We start from the raw sequence: 23695 nt of genomic DNA, 5'->3' as shown, positions 1-23695 counted from the left end.
CGCCGAGCACAAAATTTGCGCGCACAGCACACCCCCCTATGGGAGCGAGCCTGCTCGCGATAGCAATATGTCAGGCAACATCATCATTGACTGATCAGACGCCATCGCGAGCAAGCTCGCCCACAGGATTTCGTCCAACCGTCAGAAGTTGTAGGCCAGCCGTGTGTAGTAATACGCCCCGCCAAATCCGAACGGTGAAAACTGTCCGTATTTGTAGCCGCCGGCCCAGTCCTTGATGCCGTTTTTGTCCGGGTAGACGTTGAACAGATTATTCGCGCCCAGCGCCACGGTCAGGTGTTTGGTCAGGTCGTAGGCCGCGTCCAGGTCGGTGATCCATTTGGCGCTGAATTTACGGTCGTTGACCGGGTTGTTGTCGCCCTCGGTGTAACTGCCGAAGCGGGTCAGCGCCAGGTTCAGGTTGTAGGCGGTGACTTTCCAGTTAGCGGCCAGGATCAGTTTCGATTGCGGCGTGGCGACGGTCAGGTCCTTTTGCAGGCGCCGGTCGAACAGTTGGTAATTCGAACCCAGGCTGGTGAGTTTGGCCGGGTTGTCCTGGAGCTTTTCGATCTTGGTCTGGTTCCAGTTGTAGGCGGCGCTCCAGCGCACCTGGCCGTACTCATCCAGTTGCTGGCGGTACTCGTTGATGATGTCGATGCCGCGCGTCCGGGTGTCGACCGCGTTGGTGTAGTACTGGGCAAACAGGCCCGGCGACAAGCCGTTGGCGACCAGAATCTGCGAAACCGCCGGGCCGCCCAACAGGCTGGTGGACACGATGCGATCGCGGATGCCGATCTGATACAGGTCGGTGGTCAACCGGTAGTTGGCCGTGGGGTCGTAGGTGAAGCCGAGGCTGTAGTTCAGGGATTTTTCCGGCTTGAGCTTTTCGGCGCCCAAGGCCTGTGCCTCAGGCGTGTCCACCGGCAACACCTTGACCGGCACCGAGACCTGCTCGCCATTGACCACGCCGCCCGAGGTAAACGTGGACGAGGCATAAATCGTCTGCGCCAGGGACGGTGCGCGGAAACCGTTGTTGACCGTACCGCGCACAGCGAAGGCATCGGTGATTTTGTAGCGAGTCGAAAACTTGCCGCTCCAGGTGCTGCCAATGTCCTGGGTGTAATGCTCATAACGCGCCGCCGTGCCGACGTACCATTTATCCGTCACGTCCAGGCCCAGATCGACGTAACTGGCGATATTGCTGCGACTGATTTCCCCGGCGTCGGCGGTGCTGGTGCCGTTGTAGGAGGCGAGGCCGGGCAGCGGCGTGCGGCCGGCAAACGGTCCGCTGGGGATCACATAGTCACCCGGCGTATAGGATGCAAAATCGCCGGGCTCGATCTGGTATTTCTCCCAGCGGTATTCGAAGCCGAAAGAAGTTTGCAGCGGATTTTTCAAGCCAATGTCGAAGCCGCGGCTGAAGTCGAGGTTGTTGGTCCACTGATCGAAAATCTGCGAGGCCAGGTTGAACGAGGTCGGACTGGTCGGCCCCAGCGACGGATTGAGGGTGTTGTTGGCATTGAGGGTCGAGTCGTCTTCGCCCCAAGTCGAACTGGCGTCGTAGTTCCAGCCGCCGACTTCGCCCTTGAAGCCGCCCGCCACTTGAAAGTCGATGGTGCGGTTGCGCCGTTGCGCATGAATACCGTCGGGGTAGGGCGTGTTCGGATCACCGGCCAGGGACGTGATGTCGTTGGGGCGATAGTTGCCGGTGACTTTGGTGGTTTCCATGTAGCTGGCGGTGGAGAACGAGTAGAACTTCAGATCATCCTGGATTGGCAGCTCAAGGTTGTAGCTGGCATTGGTGACTTTCTCCCGGCCCAGTCCGTAACTGGGGTTCCAGCCGTGGCGATTGACGGTCTGGTCGCGGCTGTCGGGGAAACCGGGCAGTGAGTAAAGATTGCCCGTGGCGCTGCCGGTGCGGTCAAAGGGCTCCTGTTCCTTGCTGTCCAGCGCCAGGTTGGCGAAGCCGTCATTGGGCAGCGCGAGTCCGTAGTTGACGGTCTGGTGCACGGTGTCGCCGTCGCCGCTGCCGTAGCGCCCGAAGGAGGTTTCGGCGCTGCCACCGCTGTCGTTTTCCTTGAGGATGATGTTGATCACCCCGGCGATGGCGTCCGAGCCATATTGCGCCGAGGCGCCGTCGCGCAGCACTTCGATATGATCGATGGCCGAGACTGGAATCAGGTCGAGGTTGACGGGCACCGCCGCCGTACCAATACGCGCCAGGTTGTTGATCAGCGCAGTATTGTGCCGCCGTTTGCCGTTGACCAGCACCAACACCTGATCCCCGGACAGACCGCGCATGGTCACGCCGCGCACCGACCAGGACGTCCCGCCGCCATTGATCGCCGGCAGGTTGAAGGAGGGCAGCAGGCGGGCGAGCAGTTCCTTGAGGCCGACCTTGCCGCTGGCTTGCAACTGCTCGGCGCTGATCACATCGATCGGCGAGGGGCTGTCGGTGATGGTGCGCGGTTGATTGCCGCGGTTGCCGGTCACCACCACGGTGCTCAGGGTCTTGTCCGGCTCGCTGGTTTCGGCGTGGACCTGAATACTCGCCGTCAGCAGGCTCAGGGCTGCGGCCGCGTAATAATCGTATTTCACTCGGGTGCTGGATGAGGTCATGACGCGAATTCCTGAAAGATTGCACGCACAGGCAAAAATACCGATCAGCTAAAAATCGCCCGCCAGACAGGCTCCCGTAGCAGCTGCCGAGGTACGAGGCTGCGTTCGACTCGTGTAGCAGCTGCCGAGGTACGAGGCTGCGTTCGGCTGCGAAGCAGTCGTGAAATCAGGCGATGCGGTGTTTCAGATAAACCGCGTACTCAGGTTTCACGACTGCTGCGCAGCCGAACGCAGCCTCGTACCTCGGCAGCTGCTACACGAGCCGAACGCAGCCTCGCAGGCTCGGCAGCTGCTACGGGTCGTGTGACGGCTAATTGATCGGCATTGGGTTGCCGGGTCTTTTCTTGGGGGTGGGGTCAGGCCGCGTTGGCGCGTTTTACCCGATGGGGAATGTCGTCATAAGCGATGAGCACCCGTTCCATGCGGCGCGGATAATCGCCGTAGTTGTAGACCGGGTAGTGCAGCGTCGAGCGGTTGTCCCAGAACGCCACGGAGTTTTCACGCCATTTGAAGCGCACCTGATGTTCAGGCTTGTTGAATTCCAGCAGCAGGCGGTCGATCAGTTGCTTGCTCTTTTCCGGCGTCCAGCCGATGACCGAAGGGTTCTGCGAGAAGTTGATGAACAGACCGTCCTCACCGGTTTCCGGGTGGGTGCGCACCAGCGGATGCGCCAGGATCGGGTAGTCGTAGCCGACCTTGTCCAACGCTTTTTTGAAGTCGTGAACCACATATACATCGTCGATTTCTGCGCGCAGCTCATCGGGCAAGGCGCGATACACCGCGCCGGTGTCGGCCCACAAGGTATCGCCGCCCACCGGTGGCAAATCCACTGCACGCAATATCGCGCCCAGAGTCGGGCGCAACAGCCAACTGGTGTCGGTGTGCCAACGGCCGCTGATTCTTGGGCCGTAGAGTTTGCGTTCGTCCTGGGCTTGAATCAGGTGCGCTTGCGGTTGTGTCGGGTCGTTTTGCTGGGTGGTCGGGTGAACGTACAACTCACCGAATTCACGAGCAAAGGCGATCTGCTGTTCGGTGCTGATCACCTGGTCGCGGAAGAAAATGACTTTGTGTTCGAGCAGCAACTGGCGCAGTTCATCACGCAGTGCGGGTGTCAGTGGCTGGCTCAAGTCGATGCCGGAGATTTCGGCGCCGATGGTTGGTTCCAGGCGGGTGACGTGCAAGGTCGGTTGAGGCTGTAAGTCGGTGTGGTGCAAGACAGCGGACATGGTGTAACTCCTCTCGGTTGTGGGTTCAGCCTCCGCCTGGAGAGGGGTCGGATGTTTGTTGGATTTGTGCGTGGTGGCTTTTGTAGCAGCTGCCGAGCAGCGCGAGGCTGCGTTCGGCGGCGAAGCCGTCGTGAAATCAGGCGACGCAGTGTTTCAGATAAACCGCGTGCACAGGGTTTGCGACTACTTCGCCGCCGAACGCAGCCTCGCGCTGCTCGGCAGCTGCTACAACGGGTTTTTGTTAGATCACAAAAAAACCATGGGTGGCGTCGCGGGCCAGTTGCGCGACCAGACCATATTCCCAATCCAGATAGGCTTGCATCGCTTCGCGCGGGCTGTCGGTGCCTTCATAAGGGCGGCGATAGCGGTCAATGCGCGGCGAGGCCAGATGACTTTCGCCATCTTCCAGCGGCAGTTGCGCGGCGACCCAACTGGCCGTGCCGCCCTTGAGCAGAAACACCGGTTTGCCGGTCAAAGCCTCGACATCGGCGACGGCCAACCGCGCCAATTGGCTGCTGCCGCAGGTCAGTACGTAACGTTCTGCTTCAGGCACATTGGCCAGGGCTTCGCGCAATTGACCGCGCAGCGCCCACCACGCACCGGGGATGTGACGCTTGACGTAGTTGGCGCTGCTGGTGAAATCCAGCACCACGCTGTCGCCATGGGTCAGCCATTCGGCCAGGGTGTCGGGGCTGATCTCTTCGGCCTGTCGCGGCGCGGGGACCGGCGCCTGCCAGGCCCCTTTTTCGCTGAAATGCGCAGGCTGCGCATCGTCCAGCACATGCACCTCCCAACCCAGCTGCGACAGCCAGGACGCCGACATGTTGGCGCGCACGCCGTCGTCATCCACCAGCACCAGACGCGCACCGCGCACGCTGGCGAAGTGATCGGTTTCCTGCACCAGTTGACCGCCGGGGGTCGAGCGCGCAGCAGGCAGGTGCCCAGCTTCGAATTCTTCCGGCGTGCGCACGTCGAACAGATACGTGCTGCGGGTCGACTCCTGCTGCCAGCGCTGAAGATCGGCGAGGCTGGCGCGACCGACCAGGGCTTTGTCGGCCACCCGACGGGCATCTTGGGCGGCGATGTGGCGGTGTTCTTCGCTGGTCGGTGCAAACCGACGCGACTGGCCGTGTTGCAGCTGTTGACCGGCGAGGGTCCAGCCGATGGTGCCATTGCGCAAGGCAGACACGGGGTTCGGAATGCCGGAGTTGATCAGTGACTGAGTGCCGATGATGCTGCGGGTGCGCCCGGCGCAGTTGACGATGATCCGCGTGGCCGGGTCCGGCGCCAGTTCCCGGGCGCGCAGTACCAATTCCGCACCCGGCACGCTGATGCCGGTGGGAATGCTCATGGTCTGGTATTCGTCGAAACGCCGGGCGTCGAGCACCACCACATCGGCTTCGCCGTCGAGCAGCGCCTGAACTTCTTCCGCCGCCAGGGACGGCGTATGACGCTGACTTTCCACCAGTTCGCCAAAGGCTTTGCTCGGCACGTTGACGTCGATAAACAGCTCGCCACCGGCGCGGCGCCAACCGTCCAGGCCACCTTCCAGCAGGCCGACGTTGACGTAACCCAAACCTTGCAGCCGCTGAGCCGCGATCTGCGCCAGGCCTTCGCCGTTGTCGTAGACCGTCACGGCGGTATCGAGCCGTGGAATCCGCGAGTACACCTCCAGCTCCAGTTTGGACAAGGGAATATTGGCCGCGAACAACGGATGCGCCTCAGCGAAGGGCGCTTCTTCACGCACATCCACGAGGGCCAGTTCTTCCTTTTTCAGCAGGGCCTTTCGAATGTCAGCGAAGGTGCGGGTCAGTACGTTGCTCATAAGGCTTGGCTCTCTTTGGACAGATCCCAGATGTTGGGGAGAAAGGCGTTGGAATAACCGGAGATAAACAGTTTCTCGCTGCCGTCAGGCTGATACACCGCGCGGCGCACGGCGCCGATGTTGGCGCCATACACATGAATGCTGATGGACACCTGATCGTCAAACGCGTTGCTGACTTGATGGATGTCGCCAATCTTCGGCGACACGGCCTCGACCTGGCCGGGTTGCAACTGAATCCGGTTGCCCTCGGGCACCAGTGTGCCGTCGGTGTGACGGGCGAAACCCTGGGAATACTCCGCGCCACGCAACATGCCGATCAGGCCCCAGACCCGGTGATCGTGGATCGGCGTGCGTTGCCCCGGCCCCCAGACAAAACTGACCACACTGAAGCGCTGCCGCGAATCGGCGTGCAGCAGAAATTGCTGATAGCGCTCCGGGTCGGGGCGGGCAAAGTCTTCCGGCAGCCAGTCGTCATGGCTGACCAGTTGACCGAGCAGCTTGCCGCCGCGATGCAACAGGTCGCCCTCGCGCGGGTTGCTGTCGATCAGTTCCGCCAGGGCGCCTATGAATGCTCTGAGTCTCTCCGGGTGTCGGGCCTGGGTCATGGCGATTCCATCGTTGGTTCCGAAGGTTGTTCCAAATATCTAAGCATAATGATCGTGTTTAATATGCTATTTTTTAATGATTAGGTTATAGCTGAAAGGAATTTAGAACCCATCTGAATAGCGTTAGACGTTATCGATAGAGGCGCGTGTGCGCTTCGGGCTATCCAGATGCCATCAATGGAACTATGCTTTTCAGACATCTTATTGACTGTTCTCTATGTGCGGCCCAAATGAAAATTGATGATATCGATGCCTTCGTCGAAGTGATCCGTTGCCAGTCCATCAGCCATGCCGCCGAGTCGTTGCAACTGACTCAACCCGCGATTACCCGGCGGGTGCAGAACTTCGAGCAAGCGTTGGGCGTGGAATTGTTCGACCGCAACACCAAACCGCTCAAGCCTACTTTGATCGGAACGCGGGTGTATGAACAGTGCCGTTTGATCCTGCGGGAAATGGACGCCTTGCGTGAACTGGTGGCGACGGATGCACCGCCCACCGGGCTGCTGCGCCTGGGCGTGCCGCAAACCATCGGCGACGTGGTGCTGCTTGATGCGCTCAAGCACCTGCGCGTCGAATACCCGGAGCTGCGCGCCCAAGTGGCGACGGGATGGGGCAGTCAATTGGTGGGCAAGATCGAACGCGGTGAACTGGACGCCGCAGCGGCGTTGTTCCCGGCGGGCAAGATTTTCCCGGACAACATCGTCGGCGAGTCCATCGGCAAAATGGAACTGGTGGTGGTCTGCGCCAAGGCCCAAGTGCCCAAACGCCCGTGCAAACTGGCCGATGTTTACCAGAGTGGCTGGATTCTCAACCCCGACGGCTGTGGCTTCCGCGCCGGGTTGCAGCGGACATTGTCAGATCAGGGGCTGGCGCTGCGGGTCAACCTGGAAACTTTCGGCACCGAGTTGCAATTGGGCCTGGTCGCCGATGGCCTGGGCCTTGGTCTGGTGCCGCGTCCGCTGCTGGAACGCAGTGCGCATGTCGACCAACTGGCGGTGGTGCCGCTCAAGGATTTCAAACCGGTGATGGACCTGTGGCTGATCTACCCGCACTTCCTCGGCAACCTGCAAGGGCCGGTGGATGCTTTTGGAAAACTGGTCGCCGGGTCATTGCAGAAGATCAAGAGCGCGGCATGACGGCAGACTCAAGACATAAAAAAAAATGATAATTAGCTTAGATTAAAATGTGCTTTTTATTATTTTTTGCCTTCCCATAGGCTGGCGGCAATTCTTAAGGCCATCCAGGAAGTTTTGCCATGAGCAGCGTCAGCCCGTTGTCCAGTGTCTCGAAAAATGTTCGCCAGCGCGTCACGCCCGAAGAATGGGAAGTGCGGGTCAAACTGGCCGCGGCCTATCGGTTGGCGGCGTTGTTCAAGTGGACCGATCACATCTACACGCACTTTTCCGCGCGGGTGCCGGGGCCCGAGGAGCATTTCCTGATCAATGCCTTCGGGCTGCTGTTCGATGAAATCAGCGCCTCCAACCTGGTCAAGGTCGACCTCGACGGCACCCTCGTCGACGACCCGACCGGCCTGGGCATCAACTACGCCGGGTACGTGATCCACAGCGCCATCCACGGCGCGCGTCCGGACCTGCAAGCGGTGTTGCACACTCACACCCGTGACGGTATCGCGGTCTCGGCCCAGCGCGACGGGTTGCTGCCGATTTCCCAGCATTCCATCGGTTTTTCCGGGCGTGTGGCCTATCACGGTTACGAAGGCATCGCCCTGGACCTGGACGAGCGCGAACGACTGGTGGCGGACTTGGGGGATAAAAGTGTGTTGATCCTGCGCAACCACGGTTTGCTGACGGCGGGTGTCAGCGTTGAACACGCGTTCCAGCAGCTGCATGGTCTGGAGCGGGCCTGCAATATTCAGATCGCCGCCCAGGCCGGTGGCAATGCTGAACTGGTGTTCCCTCCGGCTGAGGTGGTGGCCAAGGTCGAGAAACAGGCGGAGGCGTTCAAGAGTGGTGATGGGCCGGGCGTGGCGCGGCATTGGAATGCGCTTATTCGCCAACTGGAACGGACTGATACCGCTTACAAGGAATGACGCGAAACTTGGGTTCAACACCTCACCCCTGTGGGAGCGGGCTTGCTCGCGAAAGCGTCGTGTCAGTCGATATAAATGTTGGCTGACACACCGTCTTCGCGAGCAAGCCCGCTCCCACAGGTGACCGTCTACGCCTCGCGATCCACCAGCTCTTCCAGCAAATCCGCCGAAGGCACGAAGAACAACCCGCCGGTGACCGCCGTGCTGAAATCCAGCAAGCGGTCGTAGTTGCCCGCCGGCCGGCCGACAAACATGTTCTCCAACATCAGCTCAATCGGCTCCGGCGAGCGGGCATAGCCGATGAAATACGTGCCGAATTCGCCGGCGCCCGGGCGGCCGAAGGGCATGTTGTCGCGCAGGATTTTCACTTCCTGGCCGTCCTTGGTGATGGTCGTCAAGGCGCTGTGGGAATTGGTTGGTTTGACCGCATCGCCCAGTTCGATATCGGACAGTTTGGTCCGCCCGATCACGCGCTCCTGCGCCTCGACGGACAGCCCATTCCACGCGTCCATCTTGTGCAGGTATTTCTGCACCAGCACGTAGCTGCCGCTGGCAAACGCCGGATCTTCATCGCCAATAAGCGTGAATTTGGCCATGTGCCGATCATCCGGATTTTCCGTGCCGTCGACAAAACCGATGATGCTGCGCATGTCGAAATAGCGGAAACCCTGGACTTCATCGACCACTGACACCGCATCGCCCAGCGCCGAGAGCAGCTGCGTCGCCAGTTCGAAACACAGGTCCATCTGGTCCGCACGAATGTGCAGCAGGATGTCCCCCGGCGTCGCTGGCGCGCGACGTCCCTCGTCACCGAACTCGCGAAATGGGTGCAGCGACGCAGGGCGCGGCTGACCGAAGAGCGTGTCCCAGGCACTGGAACCAAAGCCGCAAACGCAGGACAAGTAACCGGTCGGCACGCGTTTGCCGACGGAGCGGGTGAGGGCGGCAATGTCGCCGCACCAGCTCCGGACTTTTTCAGCGGCATCGCTGCCGGGCGCCAGGGTGGCCACGATGAAAATCGCGCTCTTGGTGATCGGGGCGCAGACGGCTTGAGGATCAGGCGTTGGGTGGGTCATGGGCGTAGATCGTCATCGATAAATGTGCCAAGACAGTAGCAGATTCCGCCTTCAGGGAATCAGGCCCGCCACTCGATAGGACTCGATCATTTGGTCATAGACCGCAATGTCATTGCGCCCACGGGATACCAATTGCGCCCCTTGAATGGCGGCAAACACCGACAGCGCCTGACGTTCAAGCGCCTCTGGTTGAGTGTCGGGTTGTTTCAGCGCCAGTACCTTACCCAGCCACAGCACATTCGCATCGGTGAACCCGTCCACCTCGACCCGCACTTCGGCCGGAAGATCATGATGTTCGGCCGCGAGAATTCCGCACAGGCACATGCGATTGTCGTTCTCCAACGCTGCGCGGAAGGCTGCGGTGTAGGCGTCCATCATCGCGGCGGGGTCGCGGGATTCCGTCAGCAATTGCTCCAGATAACCCGTGGTGTCTTCGGTGTAACGCTTGGCCAGCGCCGCCCCCAAATCGCCCTTGGTGGGGAAGTGGTAGTGGATGCTGGCGCTCTTGATCCCGACTTCCTTGGCCAATTCACGAAAACTCAACGCGTTGTAGCCGCGCGCCTGCACAACCCGGCGGGCGGCGTCGAGAATGGTCTGTTTGGTATCTGGTGCCGTCATAATCTATTTGCCTACCTACTGATAGATATCTGTTGACCGAATCGATCGCTGCCCGCATTGTCTACCTCCCGATAGATAGATAGCAACGGAGTTCACGTGAAGATTTACGACATCCCCGGTTTTCCTAGCCCGTTACGCATTCGTGTGGTCATCGCCGAGAAGGCGTTGGCGTCCAGAATCGAGTTCATCAAGGTCGATCTGCCCGCCGCCGAGCACAAGCAGAGCGCGTTCCTGGCGATCAATCCAACCGGCACGGTGCCGGTGTTGCAGTTGGATGACGGCACTTATCTGTCCGAGTGCACCGCGATCACCGAATACCTCGATAATCTCGAAGGCAACCCCACGCTCACCGGTACCACGCCGAAGGAGAAAGGGTTGATTCACATGATGCAGAAACGTGCCGATGACCAGTTGATCGATGCCATCGGCATCTATTTCCACCACGCCACCGACGGCCTCGGCGCGCAACTCAAGCCGTACAAGAAGCCCGAGTGGAGCGACCGCGCGGTATGGGGCGAGATGCATCGCGACAAAGCTATCAATGGCATGAAGTACTTCGACGAAGTCCTGAAAACCCAGCCCTACGTGGCGGGCGATCAGTTCTCGATGGCGGACATCACGGTGTGGGCGGGATTGATCTTCGCCGGTTTTGCGCAGATTGCGATTCCGCAGGAATGCACGGCGTTGGTGGCGTGGAATGCCAAAGTCAGTGAACGGCCGAGTGTGAAAAATCCGGCTTGATCCCGATGTAGCAACTGACGAGCAACGCGAAGCCGTCGTAAACCCTGCACACGTGGTCTACCTGAAACACCACGCTGCCTGATTCACGACTGCTTCGCCGCCGAACGCAGGCTTCGCCAGCAGTTACAGATTGCGTTACGGATGGGGGCTTACCGCAAGGTAAGCCCCTTTTTTGTAGGCGCTGCAATCACGCCACTTTTTCCGCCGCTTGCCGTTCCCGCTCGGCCACCAATTGACGAACCAGCGGGATCAGACGCTTGCCATAGTCGATGGCATCGTTAAGCGGATCGAAACCGCGAATCAGGAACGTGGTGATGCCCAGGTCGTAATAGTCGAGCAGCGCTTCGGCCACTTGTTCCGGTGTGCCGACCAGCGAGGTCGAATTGCCTTGCGCGCCAAGCAGGCCGGCAATCCCGGTCCACAGACGCTTGTCCAGACGCGAGCCCTGGGCCGCAGCCGCCAACAAACGCCGGGAGCCTTCGTTCGGCGGTTCGCGGCGCACAAAGCCATTCTGTTCCGCCAAAGCCGTAGCCTGTTCCAGGATGCGTTCGGCGCGTTCCCAGGCTTGCGCTTCGGTGTCCGCCAGAATCGGGCGCAACGACAGGCTGAAGCGAATGCTGCGCCCATGCTTGGCCGCCTCGGCGCGCACCTGGTTCACCACTTCGCGCACCTGCTCGTAGGTTTCACCCCACAGCGCATATACGTCCGCATGCTTGCCGGCCACCGCGATGGCCGCCGCCGACGAACCGCCGAAATACAGCGGGATGTGCGGCTGCTGCGGCGACTTCACGGCCGAGTGCGCGCCCTCGACCTGGTAGTACTTGCCCTGATAGTCGAAGGGCTTTTCGCGGGTCCATTCCTGGCGCAACACGTCGAGGTATTCATCGGTGCGGGCGTAGCGCTCATCCTTGCCGATGTAACTGCCATCGGCCCGCAGTTCACGGTCATCGCCGCCGGTAATGATGTGCACGGCGGTACGTCCGCCATTGAACACATCCAGGGTATTGAACTGCCGCGCGGCCAGGGTCGGTGCAGCAAAACCCGGGCGATGGGCGATCAGGAATTTCAGGTTTTTCGTCACGCTGGCGGCGTGAGAGGCAATCAGCGTGCTGTCCGGGCTGTTGGAGTGGAACGCCACCAGGGCGCGGTCGAAACCGGCCTCGTCATGGGCGCGGGCGACGGTTTCCACGTAGTCGGGTTGCAACACCGGGCCGCTGCGCGGGTGGATCTCCGAGGAGTGGTGGCCGCCGATGTAGCCGATAAATTCGATGCTCATGCTGAGTTCCTTGTCGTTGGGAGGGGGATCAGAAGTCATACGCCAGCTTGCTGTACCAGAAGCCGCCGCCGGGATAGAACGGTGGGTTGCCGTAGAGGTTCAGGCCGACGGCGGAGGGCACCGCGTGTTTGTCCGGGCGCACGTCGAAAATGTTGGTGCCGCCCAGGCTCACGGTGATGTTGTCGAACAGGGTGTAAGAGATATCCAGATCGGTGATCCATTTCGCGCCGAAGCTGCGGTCACCGCTCTCCAGTTGTTGCAGGGTCTTGACCTTGCCGTAGCGCGTGGTTTGCAGGTTGATCGCCAGGTCGGCGAGCTTCCAGTTGGCACCCAGAATCCATTTGGTTCGCGGCTGGGCGTCGGTGAGGTCGCCCTGACGCGCGCGGCCGATCCAGGTCAGGCTGCCGCCGGGATTGCTGCCCAGACCTTGCAACGCGGCGGGCGGTTGCTTGAGGTCGGTGATCACGGTGTCGTTGTAGTTGAACGCGGCGTTCCAGCGCACCTCGCCCCAGGCACCGATATCGGTGAAGTGATCGGCCACCACATCGACCCCGCGAGTGCGGGTGTCGAAGGCATTGGCGTAGTACGACGTCCAGGTGCTGGGGTCGATGCCGAGGCCAGTCAGGGTCGGCGTCAGGGCCGGACCGTAGAGGCTTTCGGTGCGGGCGATGCGGTCCGAGATTTCGATCCAGTAGGCGTCGACGGTCAGGCTGGTGCGCTTGGCCGGTTGCCAGGTCACGCCGAGACCGAAGTTGCGGGATTTTTCCGGGTCCAGGCTGCTCGCGCCCAAGGCTTTGGCCAATGGCGAGCCCACCGGGGCAATGCGCGTCACCGCCGGAACGATAGTGCCGTCCGGCGCCGCGCCCACGCGGTTGTCGGTGATGCTGTAGCCAATCTGGGTCAGGGACGGCGCGCGGAATCCGCTGCCGACCGTACCGCGCACGGCCACGGTTTCGGTGAGTTCATAGCGCGAGTTGACTTTGGCACTGACGGTGTTCCCCGAGTCGTCATCGAAGTGCTCCGCCCGGGCCGCCACGTCAATGAACAAACGCTCGATCGGCGTGATGCCGAAGTCAATGTAAGCCGCGTAATTGTTGCGTTTGATGCTGGTTTCATCCTGCGGCGCGATGGTCGCGGCGGCCTGTGCGGCAATCGCGGCCAATTGCCCGGCCAGCGGGTTGCGCTGACCGTTGGGCAATGTCGCCGGGAAGCGATAGCCGCCGACGGTATACGCCTGGGTGTCGCCGGCAAACGTGCTGAAACGCTCCCAACGATGTTCGAGGCCGGCGGACACTTGCAGCGGAAACCCGAACACCCCGTCGAAGGCGCGGGTGATGTCCAGGTTGTTGACCCACTGATCGAAGCGATAGGTGGCCAGGTCATCGAAGGAGGTCGGCGACGCCGGCCCCAGCGACGGGTTGATCGTCAGGTCGCTGTACTGATGGTTGGTGTTGCGCCCGTAGGTGGTGCTCAGGTCCCAGTCCCAACCCGCGACGAGCCCTTTGCCGCCGAACAGGAACTGGTAGTCCTTGTCGTCCAGGTTGTTGAGCGGGTAGTAGCCGTCGGGGAACAGCTCCGGGATGTTGGCGTTGCCGTTGGGGTAGCGGAAGTAGTTGTTGATGATCGCCTTGCGTTGGCCGTAGGTGGCGTAGGAGTAGAGTTTGGTTTGCTCATCCAGGGGCAGTTCGGCGTTGTAGCCCAGGTTGAACGCCTTGATCTGCGGGTCTCCGTTTTTGACCCCGACCCTGTCCCAGGTGGCCTCCCGAGGGTCGCCGGGAAAGTACGCTTTGTTCGTGGCTTTTTCGTTCCAACTGGCATCGCCGCGTTTGCGCGCATCGCCGGACAGGTGCAGGAAACCGCCATCGCCCAGCGCAAACCCGGTATCGCCCTCGAACTTGCTGACTTCACCTTCGCCGCTGTAGAGCTTGCCGTACGTCAGGCCCAGATGGCCGCCCTGGGCACTGGATTTGAGGATGACGTTTATCACCCCGGCAATCGCATCCGAACCGTATTGAGCGGCGGCGCTGTCCTTGAGCACCTCGATGCGCTCCACCGCGCTGATCGGGATCATGTCGATATCGACGGAGTTGGCACCGCTGCTGTCGGTCGAGCCGTTGGCGGGCAGGGCGCTATTGTGCCGGCGCTTGCCGTTGACCAGCACCAACGTATAGGCCGGCGCCAGACTGCGGTTGGACAGAGGGCGGATGGTCGAGTTGTAGCCGGCGATGTTGGTGCCGTAGTTGAACGATGGCAGCAGCTTGGCGATGGCTTCAGTGAGGTCGGCGCGACCGGTTTTCAGCAATTGCTCGCCCGTGACGATGTCGATCGGCGCCGGGCTTTCGGCCACTGTCCGTTGGGTGCCCCGAACGCCGGTTGAGATGACCGTGACCTTCTCCAGTCGCGTGTCCTTGTCCTCGGTGCGCTCGATTTCTTCGGCCTTCAAGGCCGAACTGCCGAAGACCATGCTGCACGCGGCCAGGCTGACGATAAAGGGTGAACGATGACGCGTGGGTTTTGCCGGATCAGCCAAGGAGCGGGGTACTGCAGACATGGATGCGACTCTCGTTGTCAGGTAATGAAAAAGGCGTGAATCAAGCCTCCACCTGGCATGGGGGTCGGTCTGTGGCGTCGAAAGTAGGCGCAGCGGGGCTGAGCTGTGAAATGCCGTTTTGTTCTAAGTTAATTATTAATTTAATGAATCATAAGAAATTGTAGATATCAGAAATCCGCATTTTAATCCGTGTCCGGAGTACACGCCGCGACGGGCGCGGCCCGCGCGCTTTAATTATGCAAATAATTTATCTGGATTATCTTCTATCTGATTTTTAATCATATTAGGTTATTCCCAAAAAGAATTTCACTGGCGTTTTTTATGCGAATAGCATGAATCCGAAGCCATGTTCTTGAAGAGGAAGGAAGCCTGATGACCGAAAAGACCTTCGATACACCGAGCGCCAGTAGCTCATTTTCCGTCAGCAAGGCGATTGATAGCCCACGTGCGTCGCGGCTGATCCCCAACTGGCTAAGCAATTGGCGAACCCCCGAAGTCTTCCTGCGCCTGCTCAGCCCGATCGCGCTGCTGCTGTTGTGGGAACTGGCGTCACAGTTCGGCTTGATCCCGCAACGGGTCATTGCCGCACCGTCGCAGATTGGCGGCACGCTGTGGGCGATGATTGTCTCCGGCGAACTGGGCAAGCATTTGCTGGTGTCCCTTCAACGGGCGTTGCTGGGTTTGAGCATCGGGGTCAGCGTTGGCGTGGTCGCGGCGCTGATTACCGGCTTGTCGAAGCGCGGCGAAGTGATCCTCGATTCACCGATGCAGATGCTGCGCACCATTCCTTCCCTGGCGCTGGTGCCGCTGTTCATCCTCTGGTTCGGCATCGGCGAATTCACCAAGATCGCGCTGATCGTCACCGGCACCACCTTCCCGGTGTACCTCAATCTGTTCTCCGGTATTCGCAACATCGACCCGAAACTGATCGAGGCCGCCAACACCCTGGGCCTGAATCGTCGCGAACTGATCTGGCACGTGATCCTGCCGGGCTCCTTGCCTTCGTTCTTTGTCGGCTTGCGTTATTCCCTGGGGATTTCCTGGCTGGCCCTGGTGTTTGTCGAGCAGATCAACACCACCGCCGGCATCGGCTTCCTGGCCAGTGACGCGCGGGACTTCATGCGCACTGACGTGATCGTTATCTGCCTGTTGATTTACAGCGTCCTCGGTTTGTTGATCGACGGACTGATCCGCACGCTGGAGCGTTTCGCCCTGGCCTGGCGCCCATCTTTTGTGAGGAACTGACATGTCGAACATCGATATTCTGGACGCACCATCAGCGGCCCCCGTGCAACTGCGTAACGTGGTGCGCCAGTTCGGTCAGCAACGGGTCATCGATGGCCTGGACCTGGACATCGCGCCGGGCGAATTTGTCGCGCTGCTCGGGGCCAGCGGCTCCGGCAAAACCACGTTGCTGCGCAGCCTGGCCGGGCTCGACAGCATCGACAGCGGCCAGTTGCGCGTGCCCAAGGCCCGGGCCGCCGTGTTTCAAGAGCCGCGTCTGATGCCGTGGAAACGCGCCTGGAAAAACGTGATCCTCGGCCTGCACATTCCCGATGCCAAGGAGCGTGCGGTGCAAGCCTTGACTGAAGTCGGGCTGGCCCATCGACTGGAGGCCTACCCGGCGACCCTGTCCGGCGGCGAAGCGCAGCGGGTCGCATTGGCCCGTGGCTTGGTGCGCGAACCCAAGCTGTTGCTGCTCGACGAACCGTTCGCCGCCCTCGATGCCTTGACCCGAATCAAGATGCATCGGCTGATCATCGAACTGTGGCGTAAACACACGCCAGCGGTGCTGTTGGTGACCCACGACGTGGACGAAGCGATCCTGCTCGCCGACCGGGTCATCGTGTTGGCCGACGGCAAGATTGCCGAGCAGTTGACCATCGACTTGCCCCGCGCTCGCGACACCGGGCAGGACGGCTTCCAGGCCATTCGCGCACGCTTGCTGAGCCTGCTCGGCGTCGAAGTGGAAAGTGCAGCGGTGGCAGAACGTCAGCCTGTGCTTCGGCGGTTTGCCCATGCGTGATCGATATCTGTGGAAATCGGCGATGCTGTTGCTGTCAGGTGCCGCACTGTTGCTTGGCGGCTGCGGTGACGCCGTCGAGCCAAAAACCAAAGCGGACTTGTCCAGCGTCACGCTGATCCTCGGCGACCAGGCCAAGGGCCTGCGCACGGTGGTCGAAGCGGCCAATGCGCTGGAGGGCATTCCCTACAAGGTCGAATGGGCCAACTTCCAGGGCGCCGCGCCGTTGTTCGAAGCCTTGCGCGCCGGCGCTGTCGATCTGGGGCCGGCCGGCGATACGCCGGTGCTCGCGGCCGCTACCGGTGGCACGCCGTTACGCATCGTCGCGGTACGCCGTAGCCAATCCCGAGGCATCGGGATTCTGGTGCCGCAGGATTCGCCCATCCACAGCGTGGCCGATCTGAAAGGTCGCAATGTGGTGGTGTCTTCGGCCCGGGGCAGCATTTCCCAATACCTGTTGATTCGCGCACTGGCCAACGCCGGGGTCGATGAGAAGGATGTCAACGTCGGATTCGTCCTGCCGACTGACGCTTTGTCGGCCTTCAACGCCGGCAAGATCGAAGCCTGGGCCACGTTCGGTATCTATCAGGCATTTGCCGAGCAGCAGGGCGCCCGGGTGCTGATCAGCGGCGAAGGGATTAACACCGGGCTGACCTTCATCACCGCCTCCGATGAAGTGCTGACCGACCCGCTCAAACGCCAGGCCCTTAGTGACGTATTGCAGCGTTTCGCCAAGGCTTTCGAATGGGCCCGACAAAACCCCGATGAATACGCGCGGGTGTTTGCCAAGGCCAACGACGTGTCGCTGGAAGTCTCGCAGCGGCTGCGCAGTTGGGGCGATGAGTCGCTGTTGCCGGTCGAGCCGCGGGATGTGCTGGCGTTGCAGCAGGTCGATGATTTGTTCGTCGAGAAGAAGATCTTTCCCCATAGGGTGGACGTGGAGAAGTTCACGGATGCGCAGGTGTTTTCCGCCCAATAAAAAACTCGCTGGCTGTTAGATCGATTATTTCTTTCGGTTATTTATATAGGCGCCCATCGCATATCCATAACCCGTAAAAACGCGCTCTGGTTTACATTCCGTCTGCAATGAAAGCCGAATGTTTGCTGGAGCAGCGAGCCCCGTTCCATTCGCCCGTTTTAAGTCGTTCGAGCATTCATTCCAGCTGTTTGATCGTCATCTTGTCGCGCATTGGCCAATGCTTAGAATCCGCCCCATCAGCTTCGTCCAACTATCGAACCTTCGGGGAACAACACCATGATGAACGCCATGCAAATGCCAATGAACGCCAACATGCCAATGATGCCGATGATGGGCATGCCGATGATGATGGCGACCATGTCGTGCGACATGATGGACGACGGCATGATGTGCAAAATGATGCCGGCCGCTGGCATGGACATGGCGATGTTCAAGAACAGCGCTGAAATGATGCAGATGATGATGAACTGCGGCATGCCGATGATGATGCATTGCGGCAACATGAGCATGATGTGCATGTCCCCGTCGGCCATGGCCATGCCGATGATGAACATGATGATGCCGATGCCGATGATGGGCATGCCGATGCCATCGATGAAGTGCGTGATGGAATGCACGATGATGGACGACGGCATGATGTGCAAAATCATGCCGATGGCCGGCATGAACATGGACATGATGAAAAACTGCTGCACCCTGATGATGAAAATGATGAACGACTGCAGCATGCCGATGATGATGAGCTGCAACGGCATGCCGCTGATGTGCTGCACCTGCTGATCCCGGGCAGTACAAAAAAAGCCCCCGCGGCCCTAAGGCCCCGGGGGCTTTTTCATTCCCGCAAACACCCAAAATCCAAATGTAGGAGCGAAGCTTGCTCGCGAAAGCGGTGGTGCATTGACCATTGAGGTTGCCTGACACGCCGCCTTCGCGGGCAAGCCTCGCTCCTACAACTGGTCACCGTCGTACACAAAATTTGCGCATATAGCCGACCCCCTGTGGGAGCGGGCTTGCTCGCAAAAGCGGTGTGTCAGGCGACGAATATGTTGAAGGTTAAGCCGCCTTCGCGAGCAAGCCCGCTCCCACAGGGGGGGCCTCGGTCAATCCAGGCGTTCGGGGTAGGTCACCACCAGATACGCGACGGCTTCACTGTCTGCCGGGTTGCGATAGCGGTGGGGCTGGTCGGCGTAGAACAGGATCGAATCGCCGGTGGAGAGCAGGTAGCGTTCATCGTTGACGCTGATTTCCAGCACGCCTTGGGACACCACCAGGTTCTCCTGAACACCGGGGCCATGGCCTTCGGAAACGTCCTCGCCCAACGGGCTCAGGCGCAGTTCGTAAAACTCCGACTGGCGTGCCACGTCGAACGGAAACAGCGCCCGGCTGACAAACGCGCCGCTGGCACTGACCAGGCGTTTGCTCTGGCTCGCCGACAACACCGCCACGCCTTCAAAGGCGCGGTGTTCAAGAAACGCGGCCACCGACACTTTCAAGCCCTTGGCGATTTTGCACAGGACCTTGATCGACGGCACGCTGCGCCCGGATTCGATCTGCGCCAGCATCGCCCGGCTCACGCCGCACTGGCGGGCGAGGGCATCGAGCGACAGGTGCCGCTTGCCCCGCAGGCGTTGCAGGTTCTGCGCGACGCGATCACAGATCGGGTCTTCTTCGAGGGATTCCAGATTATTCAAATCCACGACAGGTTCGTCGGCGCTCGCCAGAAAGCGCGAGGGTTGCTGCCCGTTCACGCGTGACGCGTCTCGGAAGCCTTGGCCGCTTGCACCCACTGATAAGCCTGCAAACCGGCGTTGCGTGCGTACATTTCCCACATGGCCCGTGCCCGTTGCTGAGCCTGTTTGCGTTTGCGGTAGCTGGCGAAGTCGATGACGTTGGCGGTCGGATTCATGGGGCACTTCACTGTGTGATGAATGACGGGATGAGCTGACAGTACGCGAATATTTTTATAACGATAAATACTGATTTTGTATTTATTAATTCATTTTGGTTCTTATAGAGGCAGCGACAGGGCGCAAGTGTTGGTGGGGCAACAGGGATTCGGCAGGCTGTGCGCCGGCGATACATGGGGTTGAACCGACGGCATGGCTTAACTGATTGATAGTTAAGCCTTTAGTGGGTGGCATGGAGGCTGCAATGGCTGTTTGCAGTCAGCCCTCCGAAGAGATCGCCCCATGACCCAGACACTGCCCCAGGCCTTGTTGCTGCAAGCCGCCACCCGAGGTTCGGCGATTGCCCTGCGTTATAAGCAGTTGGGTATTTGGCAGGTCCTGCGCTGGAGCGAGGTGGCGCAGGACGTCAGTCGTCTCGCCGCGGGCTTGCAGCAACGCGGGTTCAGTCGCGGCGATGATTTGCTGGTTATTAGCCAGGCCAGGGCCGAAGCCTTGTTGCTGGCGCTGGCAGCGCAATGGCTGGGTGGCAGTGTCACGCTGTTGGACCCGGACCTCGATCACCGCCACCTCTTGGCTACGCTGGAACCGGCGTTTGTCCTGGCCGAAACCCTGGACGCGGTGCAGCAAGTGCGCAGCGCCGATCATGCGCCCCGGATTTTGCTGTACCTCGACGGACGTGGCCTGAATGCCGCCGATGCGGGGCTGACCGCGTATGCCGAGTTGACCGCTGACGTCACCGCCGAGCCGCCAGCTCCCGTCACTGAATCAGCGTCCACGGCGTTTGTTTTTTACCCTATGGATGACAGCCAACCCCAGCGCTTGAGCCACGGCCAGTTACTGGAGGGCGCGCGCAAGTTGGTCGCGCGGGAAAAACTCACCACCCACGAAGAAGCGCTGGCCGCCAGAGTGTTCGCCGCCAGCGGTCAGGCCCGTTATCTGCTGGCGCCCTGGCTGAACGCCGGGTTCTGCCTGAACTTCCCGGAAGCCCTGGCCACCCGCGACACCGACCGCCGCGAACTCGGGCCGACACTAGTGCTGGGCACTCGCGAATCCTATGCGCGCCTCGAACAGTGGGCCCGGGAACGCTTGCCATTGCCGGGGACGCTCAGCCACCACCTGTATCGCTGGGCGATGGTCCCGGATCCGCGAGGGTTGCGGCGCTGGTTCGGCCATTGGCTGATCCGCCGGCCCTTGCTCGATGTGCTGGGCATGAGCCGTTTGCGCGTGCCGTTGCTGGTGGGTCCGGCCCTGACCGAGGACAGCGCGACGTTCTTCGCAGCGTTGGGGATTCGCCCCGGCCACTGGCAAGAACCGTCCACACCGCGTGAACCCGCCGAAGTCCCGGCCCACCTGATTCCTCACTCCGTCTGACGAGCCACCATGCGCGCGACCACTGAATCCATCTTATTGCGGCTCGATGACATCTCCTTGTCGTTCAAGGGTGTCAAAGCCATCACTTCCATCAGCTTCGCCGTGAAAACCGGGGAGATCTGCGCGCTGATCGGCCCCAATGGTGCGGGCAAAAGTTCGTTGCTGAACGTGATCAATGGCGTCTACCAGGCCCAGAGCGGTAGCGTCAGCTATGCCGGTCAGACCCGGCGGCGCATGCGTCCGCACCAGGCCGCCGAGGGCGGGATTGCCCGGACCTTCCAGAACATCGCGCTGTTCAAAGGCATGAGCGTGCTCGACAACGTGCTGACCGGGCGCAATCTCAAGCGCCGCAGCAGCTGGATCGAGCAAATGCTGCGCCTGGGCCGCGCCCCCCGCGAAGACGACGAACAACGCCGCCACGCCGAAAAAGTCATCCAGTTCCTGCGCATCCATCCCTGGCGCCATGTGCTGGTGGGCAAGCTGTCCTACGGTTTGCAAAAACGCGTGGAACTGGCCCGGGCCCTCGCCGCAGAGCCAAGGCTGTTGCTGCTGGACGAACCCATGGCCGGCATGAATGCGCAAGAGAAGGGCGAGATGAGCCAGTTCATCCGCGACATCAATCGTGAGTTCGGCACCACCGTTGTGCTGATCGAACATGACATCGGCGTGGTCATGGGCCTTTCCGACCACGTGGTGGTGCTCGACTACGGCCGCAAAATCGGCGACGGCACCCCCGAACAAGTGCGCGCCAATCCCGAAGTGATTGCGGCCTACCTGGGCACACGACGCTCCCGCGCGGAGGCCCGCTGAGCATGGAATTTTTCTTTGAAGTGCTGATTGGCGGTTTGCTGGCCGGCGTCATGTACGCCTTGGTGGCGATCGGGTTTGTACTGATCTACAAGGCTTCCGGTGTCTTCAACTTCGCCCAGGGTGCGATGGTGCTGTTTGCCGCGCTGACCTTCGTCAGTTTGTTGGAACGCGGCTTGCCATTCTTCTGGGCGTTTGTTGCGACGCTGGCGAGCATGGTGGTGCTGGCGTTGCTGATCGAAAAAATGGTGCTGCGGCCCTTGGTCAATCGTCCGCCGATCATCCTGTTCATGGCCACGCTCGGGTTGTCTTACATGATCGAAGGCCTGGCGCAGTTCCTCTGGGGCGCGCAGGTGCATGGCCTGGAGTTGGGCATCCCCGATGAGCCGCTGGAAATCCGCGGAATGCTGCTCTCGCAATTCGACCTGTTCGCCGCCGGCACCGCCGCGACGCTGGTGATCGCCTTGTCGCTGCTGTTCAACAAAACCCGGGTCGGTTTGTCCTTGCGCGCGGTCGCCGATGATCCGCTGGCGTCCCTGGGCGTGGGCATTCGCCTGCCACGGATCTGGGCGCTGGTGTGGGCGGTGGCGGGGTTCGTCGGGCTGGTGGCCGGTTTGCTGTGGGGCGCGCGTCTGGGGGTGCAGTTTTCCTTGTCGCTGGTGGTGCTCAAGGCCTTGCCGGTGTTGATCATCGGCGGTTTTTCCTCGATCGGTGGCGCGATCGTCGGCGGCTTGATCATCGGCGCGGCGGAAAAAATCGCCGAGATCTACCTTGGCCCGATCATCGGCAGCGGCATTGAAAACTGGGTGCCTTACGTCCTCGCCTTGCTGTTCCTGCTGGTGCGACCTGCCGGGTTGTTCGGCGAGCGCGCCATCGAGCGGGTCTGACATTTTTTCAAGGGATGCCTCCATGCTCTATCAAGAAGCCGGTCAACTGAACAGCACCTATGCGGCAGAGCGGCGCACCTTTCGCTTGCGTCAGGATCGCCTCGGCCTGTGGCTGGTGTTGGGTTTTGCCTTCGTCGCGGTGCCTTGGCTGGGCAATGACTATTGGTTCAGCGCGATTCTGGTGCCGCTGCTGGTGCTGTCCCTGGCGGGGCTCGGTTTGAACCTGCTGACCGGGTATGCCGGGCAGCTCTCACTGGGGTCGGCGGCGTTCATGGCGGTCGGGGCGTTTGCGGCCTACAACCTGCAATTGCGCGTGCCCGGGTTGCCGTTGCTGGTGAGCTTCGCCCTCGGTGGCGTGATCGCTGCGCTGGTGGCGGTGCTCTTCGGTTTGCCGAGCCTGCGGATCAAGGGTTTTTACCTGCTGGTGGCGACCCTGGCCGCGCAGTTTGTCGTGGAATGGGTGCTGACCCGCTTCAGTTGGTTTACCAACGACAACGCGTCCGGGGTCATCACCTCGCCGCCGCTGTTGATCGCCGGGCTGGATTTCAGTTCGCCGAAGGGCCGTTACCTGCTGACGCTGGCGGTGGTGGTCGCGCTGTTCTGGCTCGGCAAGAACCTGGTGCGCAGCGAGTTGGGCCGCAACTGGATGGCGGTGCGCGACATGGACACCGCCGCCGCCGTGATCGGCATTCGCCTGTTCAAGGCCAAGTTGTTGGCGTTTGCCATCAGCGGTTTCTACCTCGGGGTGGCCGGGTCGCTGTGGGCGTTCGCTTACCTGGGCACGGTGGAACCCCACGGCTTCGACCTCAGCCGTTCGTTCCAGGTGTTGTTCATCATCATTATCGGCGGCCTGGGCAGTGTGCTTGGCAACTTCCTTGGCGCGGCGTTCATCGTGCTGTTTCCGATTCTGCTGGCCAATGTCTGCGGGTTGTTACCTGTGGGGCTGATCGACTCCGGCCAGTTGGAAAACATCCAGAAGATGCTTTTCGGCGCACTGATCATCGGCTTTCTGATCAAGGAACCCGAAGGCCTGGCCCGACTGTGGCAGCGCTTTCGGCAACGGGCCAGGGTCTGGCCGCTGCGCTACTGATTGCTTTCATCCCTGACAAAAACACCATCGATCTCCCACGAGGAACT

At 60.8% G+C, this 23695-nt stretch carries 21 protein-coding genes; 11 read left to right on the top strand and 10 right to left on the bottom strand.

The genetic code is table 11. The features are described from left to right. Positions 1 to 141 precede the first annotated feature (141 nt). From HB680_RS29515 to HB680_RS29500, 4 genes are all read right to left on the bottom strand, one after another. Complete coding sequence (locus HB680_RS29515) at positions 142 to 2616, bottom strand: TonB-dependent receptor (RefSeq protein WP_213941839.1); 2475 nt, start codon at positions 2614 to 2616, stop codon at positions 142 to 144. Positions 2617 to 2972: 356 nt separating this feature from the next. Next, the gene (locus HB680_RS29510) at positions 2973 to 3842 is read right to left on the bottom strand and encodes a TauD/TfdA family dioxygenase (RefSeq protein ID WP_213941838.1); all 870 of its coding nucleotides are present in this window, start codon (positions 3840 to 3842) and stop codon (positions 2973 to 2975) included. A gap of 241 nt (positions 3843 to 4083) precedes the next feature. Continuing rightward, entirely contained in the window at positions 4084 to 5667 is a 1584-nt protein-coding gene (locus tag HB680_RS29505) for a rhodanese-related sulfurtransferase (RefSeq protein WP_213941837.1), read from the bottom strand. Beyond that, positions 5664 to 6272, bottom strand: coding sequence for a cysteine dioxygenase (locus tag HB680_RS29500; protein WP_123508742.1), 609 nt, complete (start codon positions 6270 to 6272; stop codon positions 5664 to 5666). The genes HB680_RS29505 and HB680_RS29500 overlap by 4 nt, the downstream gene beginning before the upstream one ends. Positions 6273 to 6502: 230 nt before the next feature. On the opposite strand from HB680_RS29500, the gene HB680_RS29495 reads away from it, so the two are divergent. Next, positions 6503 to 7408 carry a LysR family transcriptional regulator gene (locus HB680_RS29495; protein WP_213941836.1) on the top strand — a complete coding sequence of 302 codons (906 nt, stop codon included), beginning with the start codon at positions 6503 to 6505 and terminating at the stop codon, positions 7406 to 7408. Positions 7409 to 7527: 119 nt separating this feature from the next. Further along, on the top strand, positions 7528 to 8322 hold the full coding sequence (locus HB680_RS29490; protein WP_213941835.1) for a class II aldolase/adducin family protein: 795 nt from the start codon (positions 7528 to 7530) through the stop codon (positions 8320 to 8322). A gap of 128 nt (positions 8323 to 8450) precedes the next feature. Here the strand turns inward: HB680_RS29490 and HB680_RS29485 are convergent, their stop codons facing one another. Together HB680_RS29485 and HB680_RS29480 are read right to left on the bottom strand one after the other, a co-directional pair. Continuing rightward, positions 8451 to 9398, bottom strand: coding sequence for a Dyp-type peroxidase (locus tag HB680_RS29485; protein ID WP_213941834.1), 948 nt, complete (start codon positions 9396 to 9398; stop codon positions 8451 to 8453). Positions 9399 to 9449: 51 nt separating this feature from the next. Beyond that, on the bottom strand, positions 9450 to 10016 hold the full coding sequence (locus HB680_RS29480; protein ID WP_213941833.1) for a TetR/AcrR family transcriptional regulator: 567 nt from the start codon (positions 10014 to 10016) through the stop codon (positions 9450 to 9452). A gap of 96 nt (positions 10017 to 10112) precedes the next feature. On the opposite strand from HB680_RS29480, the gene HB680_RS29475 reads away from it, so the two are divergent. Continuing rightward, positions 10113 to 10757, top strand: coding sequence for a glutathione S-transferase N-terminal domain-containing protein (locus HB680_RS29475; RefSeq protein ID WP_213941832.1), 645 nt, complete (start codon positions 10113 to 10115; stop codon positions 10755 to 10757). Positions 10758 to 10944: 187 nt separating this feature from the next. On the opposite strand, the gene HB680_RS29470 is transcribed toward HB680_RS29475, so the two are convergent. After that, positions 10945 to 12033, bottom strand: a complete 1089-nt coding sequence (locus HB680_RS29470) for an LLM class flavin-dependent oxidoreductase (RefSeq protein ID WP_213941831.1) — start codon at positions 12031 to 12033, stop codon at positions 10945 to 10947. 28 nt (positions 12034 to 12061) lie between these two features. Then, positions 12062 to 14497, bottom strand: a complete 2436-nt coding sequence (locus tag HB680_RS29465; RefSeq protein WP_256735646.1) for a TonB-dependent receptor — start codon at positions 14495 to 14497, stop codon at positions 12062 to 12064. Between the two features lie 459 nt (positions 14498 to 14956). Here HB680_RS29465 and HB680_RS29460 point away from each other — a divergent pair, with 459 nt between their 5' ends. The 4 genes from HB680_RS29460 (at position 14957) to HB680_RS29445 (ending at position 18366) form a co-directional block, all read left to right on the top strand. Further along, positions 14957 to 15829 (top strand): ABC transporter permease, encoded by an 873-nt coding sequence (locus HB680_RS29460; protein ID WP_213941829.1) that lies wholly within the window; start codon positions 14957 to 14959, stop codon positions 15827 to 15829. Position 15830: 1 nt separating this feature from the next. Further along, on the top strand, positions 15831 to 16610 hold the full coding sequence (locus HB680_RS29455) for an ABC transporter ATP-binding protein (protein ID WP_213941828.1): 780 nt from the start codon (positions 15831 to 15833) through the stop codon (positions 16608 to 16610). Then, a complete protein-coding gene (locus HB680_RS29450) occupies positions 16603 to 17586 on the top strand; it encodes an ABC transporter substrate-binding protein (RefSeq protein ID WP_213941827.1) in 984 nt (327 codons plus the stop codon). Before HB680_RS29455 ends, HB680_RS29450 begins: the two co-directional genes overlap by 8 nt. 276 nt (positions 17587 to 17862) lie before the next feature. Then, positions 17863 to 18366 carry a hypothetical protein gene (locus HB680_RS29445; protein ID WP_213941826.1) on the top strand — a complete coding sequence of 168 codons (504 nt, stop codon included), beginning with the start codon at positions 17863 to 17865 and terminating at the stop codon, positions 18364 to 18366. A 320-nt stretch (positions 18367 to 18686) separates the two neighbouring features. Here HB680_RS29445 and HB680_RS29440 read toward each other — a convergent pair whose 3' ends face one another. After that, entirely contained in the window at positions 18687 to 19277 is a 591-nt protein-coding gene (locus tag HB680_RS29440; RefSeq protein ID WP_213941840.1) for an XRE family transcriptional regulator, read from the bottom strand. 53 nt (positions 19278 to 19330) lie between these two features. Beyond that, positions 19331 to 19492, bottom strand: a complete 162-nt coding sequence (locus HB680_RS29435) for a hypothetical protein (RefSeq protein WP_213941825.1) — start codon at positions 19490 to 19492, stop codon at positions 19331 to 19333. A gap of 283 nt (positions 19493 to 19775) precedes the next feature. Between HB680_RS29435 and HB680_RS29430 the strand changes: the two genes are divergently transcribed. From HB680_RS29430 to HB680_RS29415, 4 genes are read left to right on the top strand one after another with little or no spacing between them, the layout of a single operon-like run. After that, positions 19776 to 20864 carry an AMP-binding protein gene (locus tag HB680_RS29430; RefSeq protein WP_213941824.1) on the top strand — a complete coding sequence of 363 codons (1089 nt, stop codon included), beginning with the start codon at positions 19776 to 19778 and terminating at the stop codon, positions 20862 to 20864. 9 nt (positions 20865 to 20873) lie between these two features. Beyond that, on the top strand, positions 20874 to 21674 hold the full coding sequence (locus HB680_RS29425; RefSeq protein ID WP_213941823.1) for an ABC transporter ATP-binding protein: 801 nt from the start codon (positions 20874 to 20876) through the stop codon (positions 21672 to 21674). A 2-nt stretch (positions 21675 to 21676) separates the two neighbouring features. After that, positions 21677 to 22558: a branched-chain amino acid ABC transporter permease gene (locus HB680_RS29420; RefSeq protein WP_213941822.1), complete on the top strand. Its 882-nt coding sequence runs from the start codon at positions 21677 to 21679 to the stop codon at positions 22556 to 22558. 22 nt (positions 22559 to 22580) lie between these two features. Beyond that, positions 22581 to 23648 (top strand): branched-chain amino acid ABC transporter permease, encoded by a 1068-nt coding sequence (locus HB680_RS29415; protein WP_213941821.1) that lies wholly within the window; start codon positions 22581 to 22583, stop codon positions 23646 to 23648. Positions 23649 to 23695: the final 47 nt, after the last annotated feature.

The organism is Pseudomonas sp. dw_612 (genome assembly GCF_018449725.1).
Lineage (GTDB): Bacteria > Pseudomonadota > Gammaproteobacteria > Pseudomonadales > Pseudomonadaceae > Aquipseudomonas.
The sequence above is the reverse complement of the archived record's forward strand: the minus strand, read 5'-3'. Positions and strand labels throughout refer to the sequence as shown.